This is a genomic window from Cellulomonas sp. T2.31MG-18, from assembly GCF_964266755.1.
Classification (GTDB): domain Bacteria; phylum Actinomycetota; class Actinomycetes; order Actinomycetales; family Cellulomonadaceae; genus Cellulomonas.
In genome coordinates this window covers 350,647-368,100 of sequence record NZ_CAXWGW010000001.1, presented here as the reverse complement: position 1 = coordinate 368,100, position 17,454 = coordinate 350,647, and the positions used below count along the sequence as shown (strand labels likewise).

The window sequence follows — 17,454 nt, the reverse complement described above, 5'->3', positions numbered from 1 at the left end:
GACCATGAGCGTTGCCGACGCCCGGACCGCCGCGAGCGGACCCGTCGTTGCGCCTGTGGACCGGCCGACCGTCTCGTTCGAGCTGTTCCCGCCGCGCAACCCCGATGCCGCCCCGAAGCTGTGGGACACCATCCGCCGCCTCGAAGCGGTCCGGCCGGACTTCGTCTCCGTCACCTACGGCGCGTCCGGTCGCACCCGCACCACCAGCCGGGCCCTCGTCCGGCGGATGCTGCACGAGACCACGCTGACCCCGATCGCCCACCTGACCTGCGTCGGCGCGTCCCGCGAGGAGATCTCCACCATCGTGCGGGAGTTCCTCGACGAGGGCGTCCGCTCGTTCCTGGCGCTGCGCGGCGACCCGCCCGAGGGCGAGGCGCAGTGGCAGGCGCACCCGCACGGGCTGACCACGGCCAGCCAGCTGGTGGAGCTGCTGCGGGAGATCGAGCACGAGCGCTGCGAGCAGAGCCCGGCACAGGCCGTGCGCGCGCGGGTCAAGCCGCTGTCGATCGCCGTGGCGGCGTTCCCCCGCGGCAACCGGCTGACCGGCAGCTCCCGTGAGCAGGACATCCAGGCGCTGCTGGCCAAGCAGCGCGCCGGTGCCGACTTCGCCATCACCCAGGTGTTCTACGACGCCGACTCCTACCTCGAGCTGGTGGGCGAGGCTCGCCGGGCCGGGGTCGTCATCCCCATCGTCCCCGGGCTGATCCCGGCCACCGACCCCGCCCGCCTGGTCCGCACGGAGCAGGTGACCGGCGTCCCGGTGCCGCGCGACCTGCTCGCCCTGCTCGACGACGCCGACGACGAGGCCGAGCGCCGCCGCCGCGGTCTGCGCTTCGGCATCGAGCTGATCGACCGGGTGCTCGAGGGCGGCGCCCCCGGCATCCACCTCTACACGTTCAACAAGCACGAAGCCGCACTCGACCTGCTGGAGGGGGCCGGCCTGGTCGGCCGCCCCACCGCCACCACCACCGCGAGGACAGACGCATGACGCAGCGCACCGCCTTCCCGACCGGCACGATCCTCGGCTACCCGCGGATCGGTCCCCGCCGCGAGCTGAAGAAGGCCCTCGAGTCCTTCTGGGCCGGCCGGTCCACCGCCGCCGAGCTGGAGCAGGTGGCCGCCGACCTGCGCAAGCGCACCCGCACCCGCCTGGCCGAGCTGGGGCTGCGCACCGACGTGCCGGCGATCCCGTCCGCCTTCTCGTTCTACGACCACGTGCTCGACGCCGCCGTGGTGCTCGGCGCCGTGCCTGCCCGGTTCGCGGACCTGCGCGACGCCGAGGGTCGCCTCGACCTCGCCGGCTACTCCACGGTGGCCCGCGGCCGCGGTGACGACCTGCCGCTCGAGATGACCAAGTGGTTCGACTCGAACTACCACTACCTGGTCCCGGAGATCGCCCCGGACACCGAGTTCCGGCTGTCCGGCGACCGACCCGTGCAGGAGTTCGCCGAGGCGCTGGCCGACGGCGTGCTGACCCGTCCGGTGCTGGTGGGCCCGGTGACGTTCCTCGCGCTGGCGAAGGCCGCCGAGGGCGCCCCCGAGGGCTTCGCCCCGATCGAGCGGCTGGCCGACGTGCTGCCGGTGTACGTCGAGCTGCTCGCGGCGCTGCGCGCCGCCGGCGCCACCTGGGTGCAGCTCGACGAGCCCGCACTGGTGTCCGAGTCGACCGGCGTGCCGACCGAGCGGCTGCTGGCCGCGGCGGAGGAGGCGTACCGGGTGCTCGGCGACGCCACCGACCGCCCGGCGATCCTGGTCGCGGCGCCGTACGGCGACCTCGGTGCCGCGCTGCCGGTGCTCGCGCGCACGGCCGTCGAGGGCATCGCGCTCGACCTGGTCCGCGGCGACCTGCCGACCGGCTCGGTGGCCGGCCTGGAGACCAAGACCCTGGTCGGCGGCGTGATCGACGGCCACAACATCTGGCGCGCGGACCTCGACGGCGCCCTGTCGACGCTCGAGCAGCTGGAGACGCTGGGCGCCGCGGCGGTGGCCGTCGGCACCTCCACCTCCCTGTTCCACACCCCGCACGACGTGGCCGACGAGCCGAACCTCGACCCGTCGCTCGCGTCGTGGCTCGCCTTCGCCGACCAGAAGGTCGTCGAGGTCGTCACCCTCGCCGAGGGCCTGACGGAGGGCCGCGAGGCGATCCATGACGCGCTGCGTGCCGCGGCGGACGCCCGGGCCGCGCGTGCGGCGGCCGCCGGGGTGGTGCGTCCGGAGGTCCGCGAGCGCGTCGCCGCGCTGACCGCCGAGCAGTTCCACCGCGGCTCGTTCGACGAGCGTCGCGCGGCCCAGGAGGCCCGGCTGCAGCTGCCGGCCCTGCCGACGACCACGATCGGCTCGTTCCCGCAGACCCCGGAGATCCGCGCGGCCCGCGCGGCGTTCGGCGCCGGCAAGCTCACCGCGGCGGAGTACGAGGACGAGATGCGCGCCGAGATCGGCCGCGTCGTCGACCTGCAGGAGCAGCTCGGCCTCGACGTGCTGGTGCACGGCGAGCCGGAGCGCAACGACATGGTGCAGTACTTCGCCGAGCACCTCGACGGGTTCGCGGTGACCAGCAACGGCTGGGTGCAGTCCTACGGCTCGCGGTGCACGCGGCCGTCGATCCTGTGGGGCGACGTGTCCCGCCCGGCGCCGATCACGGTGCCGTGGACGACCTACACGCAGTCGCTGACCGAGAAGCCGGTCAAGGGCATGCTCACCGGTCCGGTGACGATCCTCGCGTGGTCGTTCGTCCGCGACGACCAGCCGCTGGCGGACACCGCGAACCAGGTGGCGCTGGCGCTGCGCGACGAGATCGCCGACCTCGAGGCTGCCGGCATCGCCATCGTCCAGGTGGACGAGCCCGCCCTGCGCGAGCTGCTCCCGCTGCGCGAGAAGGACCACGCCGCCTACCTCGACTGGTCGGTCGCGTCCTTCCGCCTGGCCACCTCCGGCGTCCGTCCGGACACGCAGATCCACACCCACCTCTGCTACTCGGAGTTCGGGCAGATCTTCGGCGCCATCGACGGGCTCGACGCGGACGTGACCAGCATCGAGGCGGCCCGCTCGAAGATGGAGATCCTCGGCGACATCGCCGCCGCGGGCTACCCGCGCGGCATCGGCCCGGGCGTCTACGACATCCACTCGCCGCGCGTGCCGAGCGAGGCGGAGGTGACCGAGCTGCTGTCCGAGGCGGTGCAGGCGATCGACCCGGCCCAGCTGTGGGTCAACCCCGACTGCGGCCTGAAGACCCGCCGGTACGAGGAGGTCAACCCCTCGCTCGAGCACATCATCGCGGCCACGCGCACCGTGCGCGCGGGCCTCTGAGGCCGGCGGGGTGACGGTGGAGAGCGACTGTCCGACGGACGGCGCCGGGTTGCTGACAGGCGCCGACCAGGCGACCGGCGCTGACCAGGCGACGGGCCACGACGGCGCAGGCGGCGCGGGCGGTCCGGGCGCGCCGACGGCGAAGCGGGACCGCAGCCGGCTCCGGTCGGCTGACGACGGTCACGCGGCCGACGGCCAGCCCGGTACCGGCCCGTTCGACGTGCCGATCGACCTGCTGCGCGCGCGCACCAGCGAGAAGTGGCAGGCGTACGGCCCCGACGTGCTGCCGATGTTCGTCGCGGAGATGGACGTGGTGCCGCCGACGGCGGTCGCGGACGCCGTCGACCACGCGGTCCGCTCCGGTGACACCGGCTACGAGCACGGGCAGGTCTATGCCGAGGCGTTCGCCGGTTTCGCCGCCGAGCGGTTCGGCTGGACGGTGGACCCGTCGACCACCCGCACGGTGGCCGACGTGATGCGCGGCGTCGTCGAGGTGGTGCGGCTGTTCACCTCCCCCGGCGACGCCGTGGTGATCACGCCGCCGGTGTACGCGCCGTTCCGCACCCATCTCGAGCACGCCGACCGCCGGGTGCTCGCGGCGCCGCTGACGCCCGAGGGCCGTCTGGACCCGGCCACGCTGGACCGTGCGCTCGGCGAGGCTCGTCGGGACGACCGTCCTGCCGTGCTGCTGCTCTGCCAGCCGCACAACCCCACGGGCGTCCTGCACTCGTTCGACGAGCTGCGCACGGCCGGCGACCTCGCCCGGTCGCACGGCGTGCGCGTGGTGGCCGACGAGATCCACGCAGCGATCCTGCCGACCCGGGCCGACGGCACCCGACCGGCGTTCGTCCCGACGGTGACGGCGATCCCCGACGCCATCGCGCTGCACTCCGCGTCGAAGGCGTTCAACCTCGCGGGGTTCAAGGCGGCGCTCGCGGTTCCCGGTCCGGATGCGGTCGACGACCTGGCCCGCCTCGGCACCCCGGCCGTGCACGGCATCAGCCACGTCGCCTCGATCGCCCACCAGGCGGCCTTCCGGGACGGCCGCGCGTGGCTGGACGAGGTGCTCGACGCGCTAGGCGCCAACGCCCGGCTGCTCGGCTCGCTGCTCGCGGAGCGGCTGCCCGCCGTCCGCTGGACACCGGGCGACGGCACCTATCTCGCCTGGCTCGACCTGCGGGACGCGGGCCTCCCGGAGGGTGCGGACCCGGCCGCCTTCCTGCTCGAGCACGCGCGGGTGGCCACCGTCCCCGGGCCCGAGTTCGGCACCGAGGGCACCGGCTTCGTCCGGTTCAACCTCGCCACCTCGCCCGCCCTCGTCACCGAGGCGGTCGACCGCATCGCCGCGGCGCTACCTGCGCGCGGCTGAGCCACCGGTGTGCGGCTGAGCAGAGCCGCCGCACCGGGCATGACGACGCCCCGGACCCGATCGGGTTCCGGGGCGTCGTCGTGACCGCCTGACAGCGGCTCGCTGCTGGTCAGGGCGTCACGAACCCTGCTGCGATGCCTCCGCGGTGATCGTCGTCGGCTCGGCTGCGCCGTGCTGCACCTCGATGCGCCGCGGCTTGGCCTCCTCGGACACCGGGATGGTCAGCGTGAGCACGCCGTCCGTGTAGGTGGCGCTGATCCTGTCCAGCGCCAGGCCACGGCCGACCGTCAGCTGGCGGGCGTAGGTGCCGACCGGACGCTCCTTGGCCAGCCACTGCACGTCCTGCTCGGTGTGGGCCGAGCGCTGCGCGCGGATGGTCAGGGTGCGGTCGTCGACGTTCACGTCGATGCTGCCCGGGTCGGCGCCCGGCAGGTCGACGTGGAGCACGTAGTGGTCACCACTGCGGTACAGGTCCATCGGCATGCTGGCGGAAGCACGCTCCGACGCGAACATCTGACCGAGCAGACGGTCCATCTCCTGGAAGGGGTCGTACCGCGTAGCCATGTGCGCTCACCTCCCGTGACGGGGTTCGCGGACCTCCCGCGGACCCGTGCAACCGGCGACCTCCGCGGCCGTCGATCGGCTACACCCTCAGGATTAGCACTCGGCACGGGAGAGTGCCAGTGCCGTTCGCGGTCCGCGAACTGCCCCGCTAGCGGTCCAGCGGCTCGCACACCACGACGGGGATGTGCCGCGTGGTGCGCTGCGCGTAGCGGGCGTAGCCCGGGTTGTTGCGGACGACGAGGTCCCACAGCCGCTCGCGCTCCGCACCCTCGGCCGTCCGGGCGGTCATCGGCGCGACCGTCGCCCCGCGCTGCACGCTGACCTGCGGGTTCGCCACCAGGTTGAGGTACCAGGAGGGGTGCGCGTCACCCCCGTTGTTCGAGGCGACCAGCACCAGCCGGTCACCGTCGGGGGTGCCGGCCAGCGGGGTGGTGCGGGCCTTGCCGGTGCTGCGGCCGGTGGTGGTGAGCAGCACCTGCTCGATGCGACCGAACCGCCCCAGCAGCCGTCCGCCCGTCGCCCGGTACACGGCGCGGTGCAGCGCGACGAACATCAGCTGCGTACGGCTCAGTCCCATGAGGTGACCCTAAAGGTGTGTCCTGGCCCCGGCTGTTCCGGAGAGGATGCCGCATGCTGACCCTCGAGGACGTGTTCCCTCCGTTCGCGCTGAGGATCTCGTGCGGCGCCGTCGAGCTGCGGGTCCTGCGGGACGACGACCTCCCCGAGCTCGTCGAGCTCGTGCGCGGCGGGATCCAGGTGCCTGGCCTACCGATGCCGTTCCTCGACGCCTGGCAGGAGGAGCCCTTCGCACCAGGACGTCCCGACGGCTTCCCCACGACCTCGCTGCGCTGGTGGTGGGGGCAGCGAGCGGCGACCGCGCCCGACGACTGGCGCCTCGCGCTGACCGTCCGTCGCGACGGCGAGCTGGTCGGCATGCAGGACGTGCACGCGACGGACTTCCCGCAGACCCGCCAGGTGGAGAGCGGCTCGTGGCTGGGCAGGGCGCACCAGGGCAGGGGCACCGGGACGCTGATGCGGCAGCTCGTCGTCGGGTTCGCGTTCGACGAGCTGGGCGCCGAGCGGTGCGAGTCCGGCTACATCGTGGGGAACCACGCGTCGGCAGCGGTCAGCCGCAAGGTCGGCTACGTCGACAACGGCCGCCGACGCATCGTGCAGCGCACCCGCCACGGCAAGGTCGGGGTGGACGAGCAGCGCGTGACGGTGACGCCGGCGACGTTCGTCCGCCCGGACGAGCCGGTCTCGACCGAGGGCGCCGAGGCGCTGCGGCGGTTCCTGGGCATCGAGCGCGCAGCGACCGACTCAGCGACTCACGCCTAGCGGCCGACTCCTCGCGACCCGACGCGGTCCCGGCCGGAACCTCACTGCAGGACGACGGCACCGGCCCCGGGCCGGACGCCGATCGTGACGGCGTCGCCGATGCGCAGCCCGTCCGCACCGGTCCCCAGCACGTCGGCGGTCACCAGGCCCTCGGTCGGGTGCTCGACGACCGCACGGGTGAACGCGCCGAGGAAGGACAGCGCGACGAGCCGGGCCACCGGAGCCGCACCGTCCGGTGCCGGCGCCAGCTGCAGCTGCTCCGGGCGCACCACGGCCCGCGGCGCGGGCAGCACGTCCACGTCGTGGGCGACCTGCCCGTGCGTCGCTGCATCCGTGGAGCCGGGCGACGCCGTGACAGCACCCGCCGTGCCGACGCCCGTGCCGGAGACCTCGCTCCGACCCGCGCCCGCCGCCACCTCGACCGGCGCGCCCAGCACCGTCCACGAGCCGTCCGAAGCCCGCTGCGCGCGCAGCCGGTTCACCGTCCCGACGAAACCGGCGACGAACGCCGACGCCGGCCGGCTGTACAGGGCCCGCGGCGGGTCGATCTGCTCGAGCAGGCCGTCACGCATCACCGCCACCCGGTCGGCCACCGCCATCGCCTCGTGCTGGTCGTGCGTGACCAGCACCGTGGTGACGCCGACCTCGAGCTGCAGCCGCCGGATCTCGTCCCGCAGGTGCTCGCGCACCTGCGCGTCGAGGGCGGACAGCGGCTCGTCCAGCAGCAGCAGCCGCGGCTCGGTGGCGATCGCCCGGGCCAGCGCCACGCGCTGCCGCTGACCGCCGGACATCTGGTGCGGGTACTTGTCGGCGTGCTTCTCCAGGCGGGTCACCGCGAGCAGCCGGTCCACCGTGGCAGCCGTCTCGGCGGCGCCCTTGCGGCGGATCTTCAGCCCGAACGCGATGTTCTGCCGGCCCGTGAGGTTGGGGAACAGGCTGTAGTCCTGGAACACCATGCCGAACCGGCGGTGCCGGGGGGACACGCGCGTGACGTCCTCGCCGTCCACCAGGATCCGGCCGGCGTCCGGCTGCTCGAAGCCGGCCAGCAGGCGCAGCGCGGTCGTCTTGCCGCAGCCCGACGGGCCGAGCAGGCACACCAGCTCACCGGACTCGACCCGCAGGTGCAGGTCGTCCAGCGCCACGGTGGTGCCGAAGGTCTTGCGGACACCGATCATCTCGATGGTGGCCATGGGGTTCTCCTCTGGTGCGGGACGTCGGGTGGTGCACGCGGTGGCGGCCGGCCGGGCACCAGCCGGAGGGTGTGGTCAGAAGCCGGTGGTGCTGACGCCCAGGCCGCGGCGCCGCAGCAGGTGCACGACGGCCCCCAGGGCGAGCGCCGTCAGCACCATCACGGCGAGCGCGAGCGCCATGCCGGCCTGCGGGGCGTCCCGCTGGTAGTCGACCAGGTAGGTCGGCAGGGTCGTCTTGAGCAGCAGCGACGCGAACGCGAACTCCCCGAGCACCAGCGCGGCGGTGAGCCCGCCCGCCGCCACCAGGGAGGCGCTGAGGTTGGGCATCAGCACCCGGAACAGGACCGTGGGCAGCCCGGCACCCAGGCTGCGCGCCGCCTCGACCAGCGTGCGGGCGTTGACGGCCCGCAGGCCGGAGTCGATCGCCCGGTAGGTGAACGGCATCGCCCACACCGCGTAGAACGGCACCAGGGCGAGCGGGCTCGTCAGGAAGCCCGGCGCCACCGTGCGGAAGGTCGCCGCCACGCCCACCACCAGGGCGATCGGCGGCACCACCCACGGCAGCAGCGTCACCGTGGCGAGGACGGTCCGCAGCCGCGGCGCCCGCACCTCCGCGACGATGGCGAGCGGCAGCAGCAGCGCCAGGTCCAGCACCAACGTCAGCACCGCGAGCAGCGCGCTGGTCCGGGTCGCCTGCCACAGCGCCGGCTCGTGCAGCGCCCTGAGCAGGGACGCTGCCGACCAGCGCGAGAGCAGCGTGTGCTGGTTCAGCAGCACCACCGGCACGTTCTGGAAGGCGAACCGCGCCATCGCCAGCTGCGGCACCACGAAGTACAGGCCGAGCACGACGAGGAACGTCCAGCGCACCGCCTCGAGCCCGGACCGACGACGCCCGACCCCGGGACGCCGAGCCACCGGACGCGGACCGGCCGGCCTGCCGGCCCGGTCACCCGCCGGCGTCGGGGTCTGCCGGGCCGTCTCCGGCACCACCACGGCGCTCATGCGCGGGACCAGCGGGCGGCGCGGCGCTGGAGCAGGTGCATCAGCACCAGCCCGGCGGCCATCAGCGCGACGGTCCAGGTGACCAGCGCGTACCCCAGGTCCTGCTCACCGGTGATCACGTTGCCCTGCAGCACGAACCGGATCGCCAGCGGCACCAGCTGACCGCTCGAGTTGAGCACGTACGCGGTGGCGTAGGCGCTGAACGCGTTGATGAACAGCAGCAGCATGCCGCCGAGCACGGAGGGCGCCAGCACCGGCCCGCCCACAGCCCACCAGTAGCGCACCGGTCCGGCTCCCATCAGCTCCGCGGCCTCGCGCCAGGTGCTGCGCAGCCCCGAGACGGCCGGCGCGACGACGAGGAACATCAGCGGGATCTCGAAGTACAGGTAGACGAAGGTCATCCCGGGCAGCGTCGACAGCGAGAACCCGGCACCGGCCAGGTCGACGCCGAGCGCCGCGAGCCCCTTGGTCAGCACCCCCTGCGTGCCGACCAGTGCGACGAACGCGAACGCCAGCGGAACCCCGCCGAGCTGCGAGGCGACCGAGCTCCACGCGTCGATCGTCGGACGCAGCCACGCCGGTCGCTGCAGCCCGCGCAGCGCGAACGCCAGCGCGAGGCCCAGCACCCCGCCGATCACCGCCGAGCCGCCCGCCAGCGTGAGCGAGCTGGTGAACGCCGACCGGTACGGCCCGGACACCGCCCTGACCAGGGCGCCGATCCCCAGGCTGCCGCCCGGCGTGACGGAGTGCAGCACCACGGCACCCACCGGCCACAGCAGGAACACGCCGACGAACACCAGGAACGGCACCAGCGCCACGGTGGCCCCGTCGCCCCGCCACCCCCGTCGAACCCCCGTCGACCGGCGCGCAGGGGAGGCGACCGCCCCGACGCCCGCGCGCGGGGCGCTGACGTCGGGGCCGGCCGCCGGGGTGAGCCCCGTGAGCGGGAGCTCGGTCACTTGTCCGCGACCATCGGTCCCCACTGCGCGGCCAGGACCGCCTTGGCGGCGTCCAGCTGCTTCTGCGTCGGGAACGCGATCTTGGCGATGGTGGCCGGGTCCGGCAGGTTGGCGGCCGTCGCCTGGTCCACCAGGCCGGCCTTCACCAGCGAGGCGTACCGGGCGGGGATGGCGCCACCCTTGAGGTAGCCGAGGGCGCCGTCGTTGCCGACCAGGTGCTCGAGGAACAGCTCCGCGGCGCACGGGTGCGCGGACTGCGTCACGACGGACTGCGCGTAGTACCCGCCGTACACGCCGTCCTGGGGCACCGTCACCTGCAGGTCGAAGCCGGCCTGCTGCATCAGCGGCTTGAGGGCCGGGAAGTTGTACGTCCAGTCCAGCGCGATCGGCACCTCGCCGGACAGCAGGTTCGCCTTGTTCACCTTGGTCAGCGTGAGGTTGCCCGACTTCTTCAGGTCGGAGAAGTACTGGATCCCCGGCTTGATGTCGTCGAAGCTGCCGCCGTTCGCCAGCGACGCCGCCATCACCGCGGCGAACGCCGCGCCCGCCTCGCGCGGGTCACCGTTCAGGCCGATCTGGCCCTTGTACTGCGGGTCCTTCAGGTCGGCGAACGTCTTGGGGGCGTTCTTCACCAGCTTGGTGTTCACGCCGATCGACATCACGCCGTAGTACGCGGCGACCCAGTGGCCGTCGGCGTCCTTGAGGTTCGCCGGGATCTCGTCCCACACCGTCGGCTTGTAGGTCTGCGCGTAGCCGTCGTCGATCATCTGCTGCGTGAAGGACGCGCCGACGTCCACCAGCTCGGGCTGGCTCGCCTGACCGCGGAGGGTCTTGATCGCGGTGATCTCGTCGGCGGACGACGCGTCCGGGTTCGCGACGGTGGCGTTGATCCCGTAGGTCTTGCGGAACGAGTCGAGGATCCCGCCGTAGTTGGCCCACGTGTCCGGCAGCGCGATGAGGTTCACCGCGCCCTCCTTCTTCGCAGCGGCGGCGATCTGCGGCACGGTGGTCCCGCAGCTGGTCGCGGCGGCCGTCCCCGAGGCGCTGGTGGCGCCCGACGAGGCGGTGCTCGACGTGCCGGCGGCCGCGGAGCTGCACGCGGACAGCGCGAGGGCCGCTACGGCCAGAGGAGCGAGCAGGGTCAGCTTGCGCATCGATGTCCCTCGGTAGGAAGTGAGGCCGACGCGATGTCGGCGCGTCACGGTGTCTACCGACGCAAGTCGACGTGCCAGGTGCTGACGGATGAACGGGACGTGGCGCCGCGGCGAAGTTCTGGACCGCGGTCCAGATGGCGACGCTCAGCGCACGCCGAGGTCAGCGCGCCGGCTGGGGCGCGCAGGCGGGTGGACGACGAGTCGCTGGGGCCGACGTCAGAGCGCGGCGGCCAGCGGGCCACCGCCGGCGAGAGCGTCCAGCAGCGCCGTCACGATGCGGACGTCGGCATCGAGCCACGGCACGTCGAGCCACTGCCCGGCGGGCAGCCAGCGCAGCTCGTCGTGCTCCACGAGGGGCTCCGGGATGCCCGAGGAGACCTCCGCCAGCCACAGCCGCATCTCGTACCGCTCGGACAGCCGCCACGCACCGCGCTCGGGGCCGACGATCTCCCGGCCCAGCAGCACGCGGACCCCGAGCTCCTCACGGATCTCGCGGTGCAGCGCCTCCTCCGGGGACTCCCCGGCGTCGACCTTGCCGCCGGGGAACTCCCAGCGGCCGGCAAGGCTGGCCGGGGTGGCGCGCCGACCGGCGAGCAGCAGCCGCGGGTCGTCGAGGTCGTCCACCAGTGCGGCGGCGACGACGAGGCTCGGTGCCATGGTCGTCAGTCTGCCAGTCGCACCGGCAGGGACATGACGGCCGACCGGTCAGCGGTGACCGGTCGGCCGGCGGATGTGGGGTGCTGCGGTGCTGCTCAGCGGATGCCCTGGGCGACGGCCCAGGCCACGGCCTCGGAGCGGGTCGAGACGCCGATCTTGCGATAGACGCTGCGGACCTGCGACTTCACCGTGTTACGGGTGACGAAGAGCCGGGTTGCGATCTCCTCGAGCGTGACGTCTTCGGCAAGCTCTGCGAGGACAACGCGCTCCCGGCGCGTGAGTGACTCGACCGGTGCGGTCGTCGTGCCGGCCGAGCCGGCCGTCTCCAACATGCTCATGGTGCCCTCCGGTTGCCTACGGACCCCGGCCCCTCCGGGTCCCGCTGTGCTGCTGCGTACCGGATGAGAGGAGGTCGGTGGCTCCCCATGACGCCACTTTTCCGACTCTCGTCTTGCACAGGCCCCCCCGTGCCGCCGAACGCTTGCGCCCAGAATGACGCGCGGCATCCGGACGAGATACACCGCTAGGCAATAGCACCCACGATTCACCCGAACGGGTCAAGGGACGAATGGCCCCTGGTTATCGATTCGAGATCCCGTGGCAGGAAATCGTTACGCGAATGAGACAAATCGCCCCCGTCGCGTGCGGTCAGTGTGCCAGACGAGGGGGTCGTGAGCCTCTCGAGCACCCCTCAGGGTCCCTTCGGAGACCCCTCCAGTGCCGTCCGGCGGGTGTCGAGCGGGTGAAAACTGGACGATCGCCCAGGAGCGGGGCCTCCGCCGACGGCTCAGGCCGGGTTCAGTCACGCGGGGTTCAGTCACGCGGGGTTCAGTCAGGCCGGGTTCAGTCACGCGGGGTTCAGTCAGGCCGGGTTCAGTCAGGCCGGGTTCAGTCAGGCCGGGTTCAGTCAGGCCGGGTTGAGCGCTGCCGGGTTGGGCCAGGCCGGGTCGGGTCAGGCCGGGTTGAGCCCGGCGTACTCCTCGGCCGACAGCAGGGTGCCGGTCTCCGTCACGTCCACGCGCAGCAGCCAGCCGGCGCCGTACGGGTCGGAGTTCACCACGGACGGGTCGTCGACCGCGGCCTGGTTGACCTCCACGACGGTGCCGCTGACCGGAGAGAACAGCTCGGACACCGACTTGGTCGACTCCACCTCGCCGATCACGGCGCCGGCGGTGACCTCGTCACCGACCGTCGGCAGCTCCAGGTACACGATGTCGCCCAGCGCGTCGGCCGCCACCGACGTGATGCCCACCGTGGCGGGGGAGCCGGAGTCGAGCCACTCGTGCTCGACGGTGTACTGCAGGTGGGCGGGGGGCTCGACGGCGGTCATGACGGTTCTCCTGACGGGTCGTGGTGCTGACGGATCGTGGTGCTGGCGGTGGTGGTGCTGGTGCTCGGTGGTGCTGGCGGTGGTGGTGCTGGCGGTCGGTGGTGCCGACGCTAGCGGTGCGGCCGGGCGACGGCGGTGGTCCCGCGGGTCACCGCGGGCGCCGGTAGAACGGCAGCGCGACGACGCGCACGGGCTCCGGGCGGCCCCGGACGTCGACGTCGAGCTGCGTGCCCCCGGCCGCCACCGAAGGGTGCACGTACGCCATGGCGATCGGGTGGCCCAGCGTCGGCGACGGTGCACCGGACGTGACGGTGCCGACCACCTGGTCGGGACCCGCGAGCACCGGGTATCCGTGCCGGGCGGCCCGTCGACCGAGCCCCTGCAGGCCCACCAGCACGCGCGTCGGCTCGGCGGCCGCGCGGGCCTCGAGCGCCTCGCGCCCGACGAACGGCACGGGCAGCCCGTCGGCACCGGTCTTGCCGAGGGCGACCACGCGGCCCAGGCCGGCGTCGTGCGGCGTGGTGGTCCGGTCGAGCTCGTTGCCGTACAGCGGCATGCCGGCCTCGAGGCGGAGGCTGTCCCGTGCCGACAGGCCGGCCGGCACCAGGCCGAGCGGGGCGCCGACCTCGAGCAGCAGCCGCCACAGGGTGGGCGCGTCGTCGGCCGCGACGTAGAACTCGAAACCGTCCTCGCCGGTGTACCCGGTGCGGGCCAGCAGGGCCGGGCGGCCGGCGTAGGTGAACGGCAGGCAGGCGTAGTACTTGAGCGCCGTGACCTCGTCGTCGGCCGGCTCGATCCCGGCCGCGAGCACGATCTCCAGCGCGCGCGGACCCTGGACGGCGACCAGCGCGGTCGCCGCGGACTGGTCGTCCACCACGACGTCCAGCCCTGCCGCGCGCTCCTGCAGCGCCGCCAGCACCGGGTCGTGGTTCGAGGCGTTGGCCACCACCAGGTACCGCTCGGGCGCCAGGTGGTAGACGACCAGGTCGTCGATCACGCCGCCGTCCGGTGCGCAGATCATCGTGTACTTGGCGCCGAGCAGCCGGATCGCGGAGGCGTGACCGACCAGCGCCCGGTCGAGGAACGCCCCGGCGTCCGGGCCGGTGACGACGATCTCGGCCATGTGCGACAGGTCGAACAGGCCTGCGGCCGTGCGGACGGCGGTGTGCTCCGCGAGGTCGGAGGTGTAGCGCAGCGGCATCTGCCAGCCGGCGAACGACGTGAGCGTGGCGCCGAGGGCGACGTGCTCGTCGTGCAGGGGGGAGCGGGTAGCGCCATCAGTCATGGTGATCAGTCCTCGAAGGCCTCGACGGGCGGGCAGGAGCAGACGAGCTGACGGTCGCCACGGGCGCCGTCGATGCGGCGGACGGGCGGCCAGTACTTGCCGTGCCGCAGGGCCGCGACGCCGTAGGCGGCGGTCTCGCGGGAGTACGGGTGGGTCCACTCGTCGGCCACCAGGGACGACGCGGTGTGCGGGGCGTTGCGCAGCGGCGAGTCCTCCAGCGGCCACGTGCCGGCGGCGACCTCGTCGATCTCGCGGCGGATCGCGACCAGCGCGTCGACGAACCGGTCGAGCTCGCCCAGGTCCTCGCTCTCGGTCGGCTCGACCATCAGCGTGCCGGCCACCGGGAACGACAGCGTGGGGGCGTGGAACCCGTAGTCCATCAGCCGCTTGGCGACGTCCTCGGCGGTGACGCCGGTCGCCTTGGTGATGGGGCGCAGGTCGAGGATGCACTCGTGCGCGACCAGCCCGGCCGGGCCGGTGTACAGCACGGGGAAGTGCTCGGTCAGGCGGCTGGCCAGGTAGTTCGCGGCGAGCACCGCCGTGCGGGTCGCGTGCGTGAGGCCGTCGGGACCCATCAGGGCGACGTAGGCCCAGGCGATCGGCAGGATGCCGGCCGAGCCCCAGTTCGCGGCCGCGACCGGCGGGGTGACGTGGCGCCCGTGGGCGCCGGTCTCCGTCGTCGTGCCGTCGGCTGCGCCTTCCGTGGTGCCCGCCAGGTCGCCCGCGGACGCGTGACGACCGGGGGTCGGGTCGCCCGGCAGGAACGGGGCCAGGTGCGCCGCGACGCCGATCGGGCCGACGCCGGGGCCGCCGCCGCCGTGCGGGATGCAGAACGTCTTGTGCAGGTTGAGGTGCGACACGTCGCCGCCCAGCTCGCGGGGCCGGGCCAGCCCGACGAGGGCGTTGAGGTTGGCGCCGTCGATGTAGACCTGGCCACCGGCCTGGTGCACCAGCTCGGTCACCTCACGGACCCGCTCCTCGTAGACGCCGTGCGTCGACGGGTAGGTGAGCATGATCGCCGCGACCTGGGGACCGTGCTCCGACAGCTTGGCGCGCAGGTCGTCCAGGTCGATGGACCCGTCGGGCGCCGTGCCCACGACCACCACGCGCAGGCCGGCGAGCGCCGCCGACGCCGCGTTGGTGCCGTGGGCGGAGGCCGGGATCAGGCAGACGGTGCGCTCGGCGTCGCCGCGGGAACGGTGGTAGCCGGCGATCGCCAGCAGGCCGGCCAGCTCACCCTGCGACCCGGCGTTGGGCTGCACGGACACCGCGTCGTACCCGGTGATGTCCGCCAGCCACGCCTCCAGGTCGCCCACCAGCTGGGCGTACCCGGCCTGCTGGTCGGCGGGCGCGTACGGGTGGATGTCGGCGAAGCCGGGCCAGCTGATCGGCTCCATCTCCACCGTGGCGTTGAGCTTCATGGTGCAGGAGCCGAGCGGGATCATCGTGCGGTCGAGCGCGAGGTCCTTGTCGGACAGCCGGCGCAGGTAGCGCAGCATCGCCGTCTCGGACCGATTCACGTGAAACACCGGGTGGGCGAGGTAGCCGGTGGTGCGAAGCAGGGCGGCGTTGGCCGGGACCGCAGGGGGCGCGGCGGGGGTCACGACGGCGAAGCGGTCGTCCGTACCGGCGTCCAGCGTGGTGGCACCGGCCTCCGCGAAGGCGGTCAGCACCGCGACCAGGTCGGCCGGGGTGGTGGTCTCGTCGCAGGAGGCCTGCACGTGGTCGTCGTCGGGCGCCCAGATGTTCACGCCCAGCTCCGCCGCGTGCTCGACGATCTCGCGGGCACGGGAGCCCGGCACCTCCGCGCGGACGGTGTCGAAGATGTCGTCGTGCTCGACGGTGACACCCGCCTCGCGGAGGGCGTCGGCGAGCCCGACGGCCAGGCCGTGCACCCGCTCACCGATCGCGCGCAGGCCCTCGGGACCGTGGTAGACGGCGTACATCGCGGCGACGATCGCCAGCAGCGCCTGCGCCGTGCAGATGTTGCTGGTGGCCTTCTCGCGGCGGATGTGCTGCTCACGCGTCTGCAGCGCCAGCCGGTAGGCAGGCGCCCCGTCGGCATCGACGCTGACCCCGACGAGACGCCCGGGCAGGGTGCGCTCGAGCCCGGCGCGCACCGCCATGAACGCGGCGTGCGGACCGCCGCCGAACAGCGGCACGCCGAACCGCTGCGCGGAACCGACGGCGACGTCGGCACCGACCTCGCCGGGCGCCGTCAGCAGGGTCAGCGCCAGCAGGTCCGCCGCGACCGTCACCAGGGCGCCGCGCGCCTTGGCCGCCTCGACCACCGGCGCCAGCTCGATCACCCGTCCGGAGGCACCGACCTGCTGCACCACCACGCCGATCAGGTCGCCCTCGACCTCCGGCAGCCCGTGCCGCAGGTCCGCCACCACCAGCGGCAGCCCGATCGCCGCGGCACGACCGCGGGTCACGGCCAGCGACTGCCCGAACAGGTCGGCGTCCAGCACCACCGTGCCGGGCCTGTTCCGCTGGGCCCGCCACATCAGCGCGACGGCCTCGGCCACCGCCGTCGCCTCGTCGAGCATCGACGCGTTGGCCACCGGCAGCGCCGTCAGGTCCTCGACCACCTGCTGGAACGTCAGCAGCGCCTCGAGCCGACCCTGGCTGATCTCCGCCTGGTACGGCGTGTAGCTGGTGTACCAGGCGGGGGACTCGAGCACGTTTCGCCTGATCACCGCGGGGGTGTGGGTGCCGTAGTAGCCCTGGCCGATCATCGGGCGGAGCACCTGGTTGCGGTCGGCCAGCGCGTGCAGCGCGGCGAGCACCTGCTCCTCCGAGCGGGCGGCCGGCAGGGCCAGCGGGCGGTCGGTGCGGATCGCGGCGGGGACGGCGGCGTCGGTGAGCGCGTCGAGGTCGGCGTAGCCGACGGCGTGGAGCATCACGTCGAGCTCGGTGCCGCGGGGGCCGACGTGCCGGTCGACGAACGCCGCGGCGGTGGGCGTCGTCCCGCTCACGGGAGCGGGGGTGTGCTGGTCGGGCTGGGTCACGCCGGGGCCTCCTGGGATCGCCCGGCGGCAGCGCCACCGGGACGGGTGTGGGGCCTCCCCGCTCTGTCATCGCGCGCAGGAGCACGCGACCTGAGAGTTTTGCCGGTCCGCCATCCCCTCGCGGGGCCGGGGCGCGCCGACTTGCACCGTCGGTGGGCCGTCACCCGCAGGCGGGGTGGGCCGCTTTCCAGAGTTGCCTCGCCACGGCGGTACGGGTGCCTGAGAGATTCCCGGGGAGGGTTGCTCCTACGGCGCCCCGCACGGGCGGGGACTCTCCCGCCGTGGTTCG

15 protein-coding genes and 1 riboswitch are annotated in these 17,454 nt (G+C 73.5%); of the genes, 4 read left to right on the top strand and 11 right to left on the bottom strand.

The features are described 5' to 3' along the window. Positions 1-4 precede the first annotated feature (4 nt). Genes ACFQTY_RS01675 through ACFQTY_RS01665 form a run of 3 tightly spaced genes read left to right on the top strand, consistent with a single transcriptional unit; the run spans position 5 to position 4,675 of the window. The gene (locus ACFQTY_RS01675; RefSeq protein ID WP_378096351.1) at positions 5-988 is read left to right on the top strand and encodes a methylenetetrahydrofolate reductase; all 984 of its coding nucleotides are present in this window, start codon (positions 5-7) and stop codon (positions 986-988) included. Further along, complete coding sequence (gene metE, locus ACFQTY_RS01670) at positions 985-3,306, top strand: 5-methyltetrahydropteroyltriglutamate--homocysteine S-methyltransferase (protein WP_378096348.1); 2,322 nt, start codon at positions 985-987, stop codon at positions 3,304-3,306. The genes ACFQTY_RS01675 and metE overlap by 4 nt, the downstream gene beginning before the upstream one ends. A 10-nt stretch (positions 3,307-3,316) precedes the next feature. Next, complete coding sequence (locus tag ACFQTY_RS01665; protein WP_378096345.1) at positions 3,317-4,675, top strand: MalY/PatB family protein; 1,359 nt, start codon at positions 3,317-3,319, stop codon at positions 4,673-4,675. Positions 4,676-4,792: 117 nt separating this feature from the next. Here ACFQTY_RS01665 and ACFQTY_RS01660 read toward each other — a convergent pair whose 3' ends face one another. After that, positions 4,793-5,239: an Hsp20/alpha crystallin family protein gene (locus tag ACFQTY_RS01660; RefSeq protein WP_337973949.1), complete on the bottom strand. Its 447-nt coding sequence runs from the start codon at positions 5,237-5,239 to the stop codon at positions 4,793-4,795. Between the two features lie 148 nt (positions 5,240-5,387). Further along, entirely contained in the window at positions 5,388-5,816 is a 429-nt protein-coding gene (locus ACFQTY_RS01655) for a nitroreductase family deazaflavin-dependent oxidoreductase (RefSeq protein WP_378096342.1), read from the bottom strand. Positions 5,817-5,869: 53 nt separating this feature from the next. Between ACFQTY_RS01655 and ACFQTY_RS01650 the strand changes: the two genes are divergently transcribed. Continuing rightward, on the top strand, positions 5,870-6,577 hold the full coding sequence (locus tag ACFQTY_RS01650) for a GNAT family N-acetyltransferase (protein ID WP_378096339.1): 708 nt from the start codon (positions 5,870-5,872) through the stop codon (positions 6,575-6,577). A 41-nt stretch (positions 6,578-6,618) separates the two neighbouring features. Here the strand turns inward: ACFQTY_RS01650 and ACFQTY_RS01645 are convergent, their stop codons facing one another. From ACFQTY_RS01645 to gcvP, 9 genes are all read right to left on the bottom strand, one after another. Further along, positions 6,619-7,767: an ABC transporter ATP-binding protein gene (locus ACFQTY_RS01645; RefSeq protein WP_378096336.1), complete on the bottom strand. Its 1,149-nt coding sequence runs from the start codon at positions 7,765-7,767 to the stop codon at positions 6,619-6,621. Positions 7,768-7,842: 75 nt separating this feature from the next. Then, the gene (locus ACFQTY_RS01640) at positions 7,843-8,769 is read right to left on the bottom strand and encodes an ABC transporter permease subunit (RefSeq protein ID WP_378096333.1); all 927 of its coding nucleotides are present in this window, start codon (positions 8,767-8,769) and stop codon (positions 7,843-7,845) included. Next, positions 8,766-9,728, bottom strand: coding sequence for an ABC transporter permease (locus tag ACFQTY_RS01635; protein ID WP_378096329.1), 963 nt, complete (start codon positions 9,726-9,728; stop codon positions 8,766-8,768). Before ACFQTY_RS01635 ends, ACFQTY_RS01640 begins: the two co-directional genes overlap by 4 nt. Then, positions 9,725-10,882, bottom strand: coding sequence for an ABC transporter substrate-binding protein (locus ACFQTY_RS01630; RefSeq protein ID WP_337973954.1), 1,158 nt, complete (start codon positions 10,880-10,882; stop codon positions 9,725-9,727). The genes ACFQTY_RS01635 and ACFQTY_RS01630 overlap by 4 nt, the downstream gene beginning before the upstream one ends. A gap of 216 nt (positions 10,883-11,098) precedes the next feature. Then, positions 11,099-11,539 carry a (deoxy)nucleoside triphosphate pyrophosphohydrolase gene (locus ACFQTY_RS01625; RefSeq protein ID WP_378096326.1) on the bottom strand — a complete coding sequence of 147 codons (441 nt, stop codon included), beginning with the start codon at positions 11,537-11,539 and terminating at the stop codon, positions 11,099-11,101. 95 nt (positions 11,540-11,634) lie between these two features. Continuing rightward, the gene (locus tag ACFQTY_RS01620; protein WP_337973955.1) at positions 11,635-11,877 is read right to left on the bottom strand and encodes a helix-turn-helix transcriptional regulator; all 243 of its coding nucleotides are present in this window, start codon (positions 11,875-11,877) and stop codon (positions 11,635-11,637) included. 614 nt (positions 11,878-12,491) lie between these two features. After that, on the bottom strand, positions 12,492-12,869 hold the full coding sequence (gene gcvH, locus ACFQTY_RS01615) for a glycine cleavage system protein GcvH (protein ID WP_378096323.1): 378 nt from the start codon (positions 12,867-12,869) through the stop codon (positions 12,492-12,494). A gap of 148 nt (positions 12,870-13,017) precedes the next feature. After that, entirely contained in the window at positions 13,018-14,154 is a 1,137-nt protein-coding gene (gene gcvT / locus ACFQTY_RS01610; RefSeq protein WP_378096320.1) for a glycine cleavage system aminomethyltransferase GcvT, read from the bottom strand. Positions 14,155-14,159: 5 nt separating this feature from the next. Continuing rightward, positions 14,160-17,165 (bottom strand): aminomethyl-transferring glycine dehydrogenase, encoded by a 3,006-nt coding sequence (gene gcvP / locus ACFQTY_RS01605; RefSeq protein WP_378096317.1) that lies wholly within the window; start codon positions 17,163-17,165, stop codon positions 14,160-14,162. Positions 17,166-17,362: 197 nt separating this feature from the next. Then, positions 17,363-17,454: riboswitch (glycine riboswitch) on the bottom strand.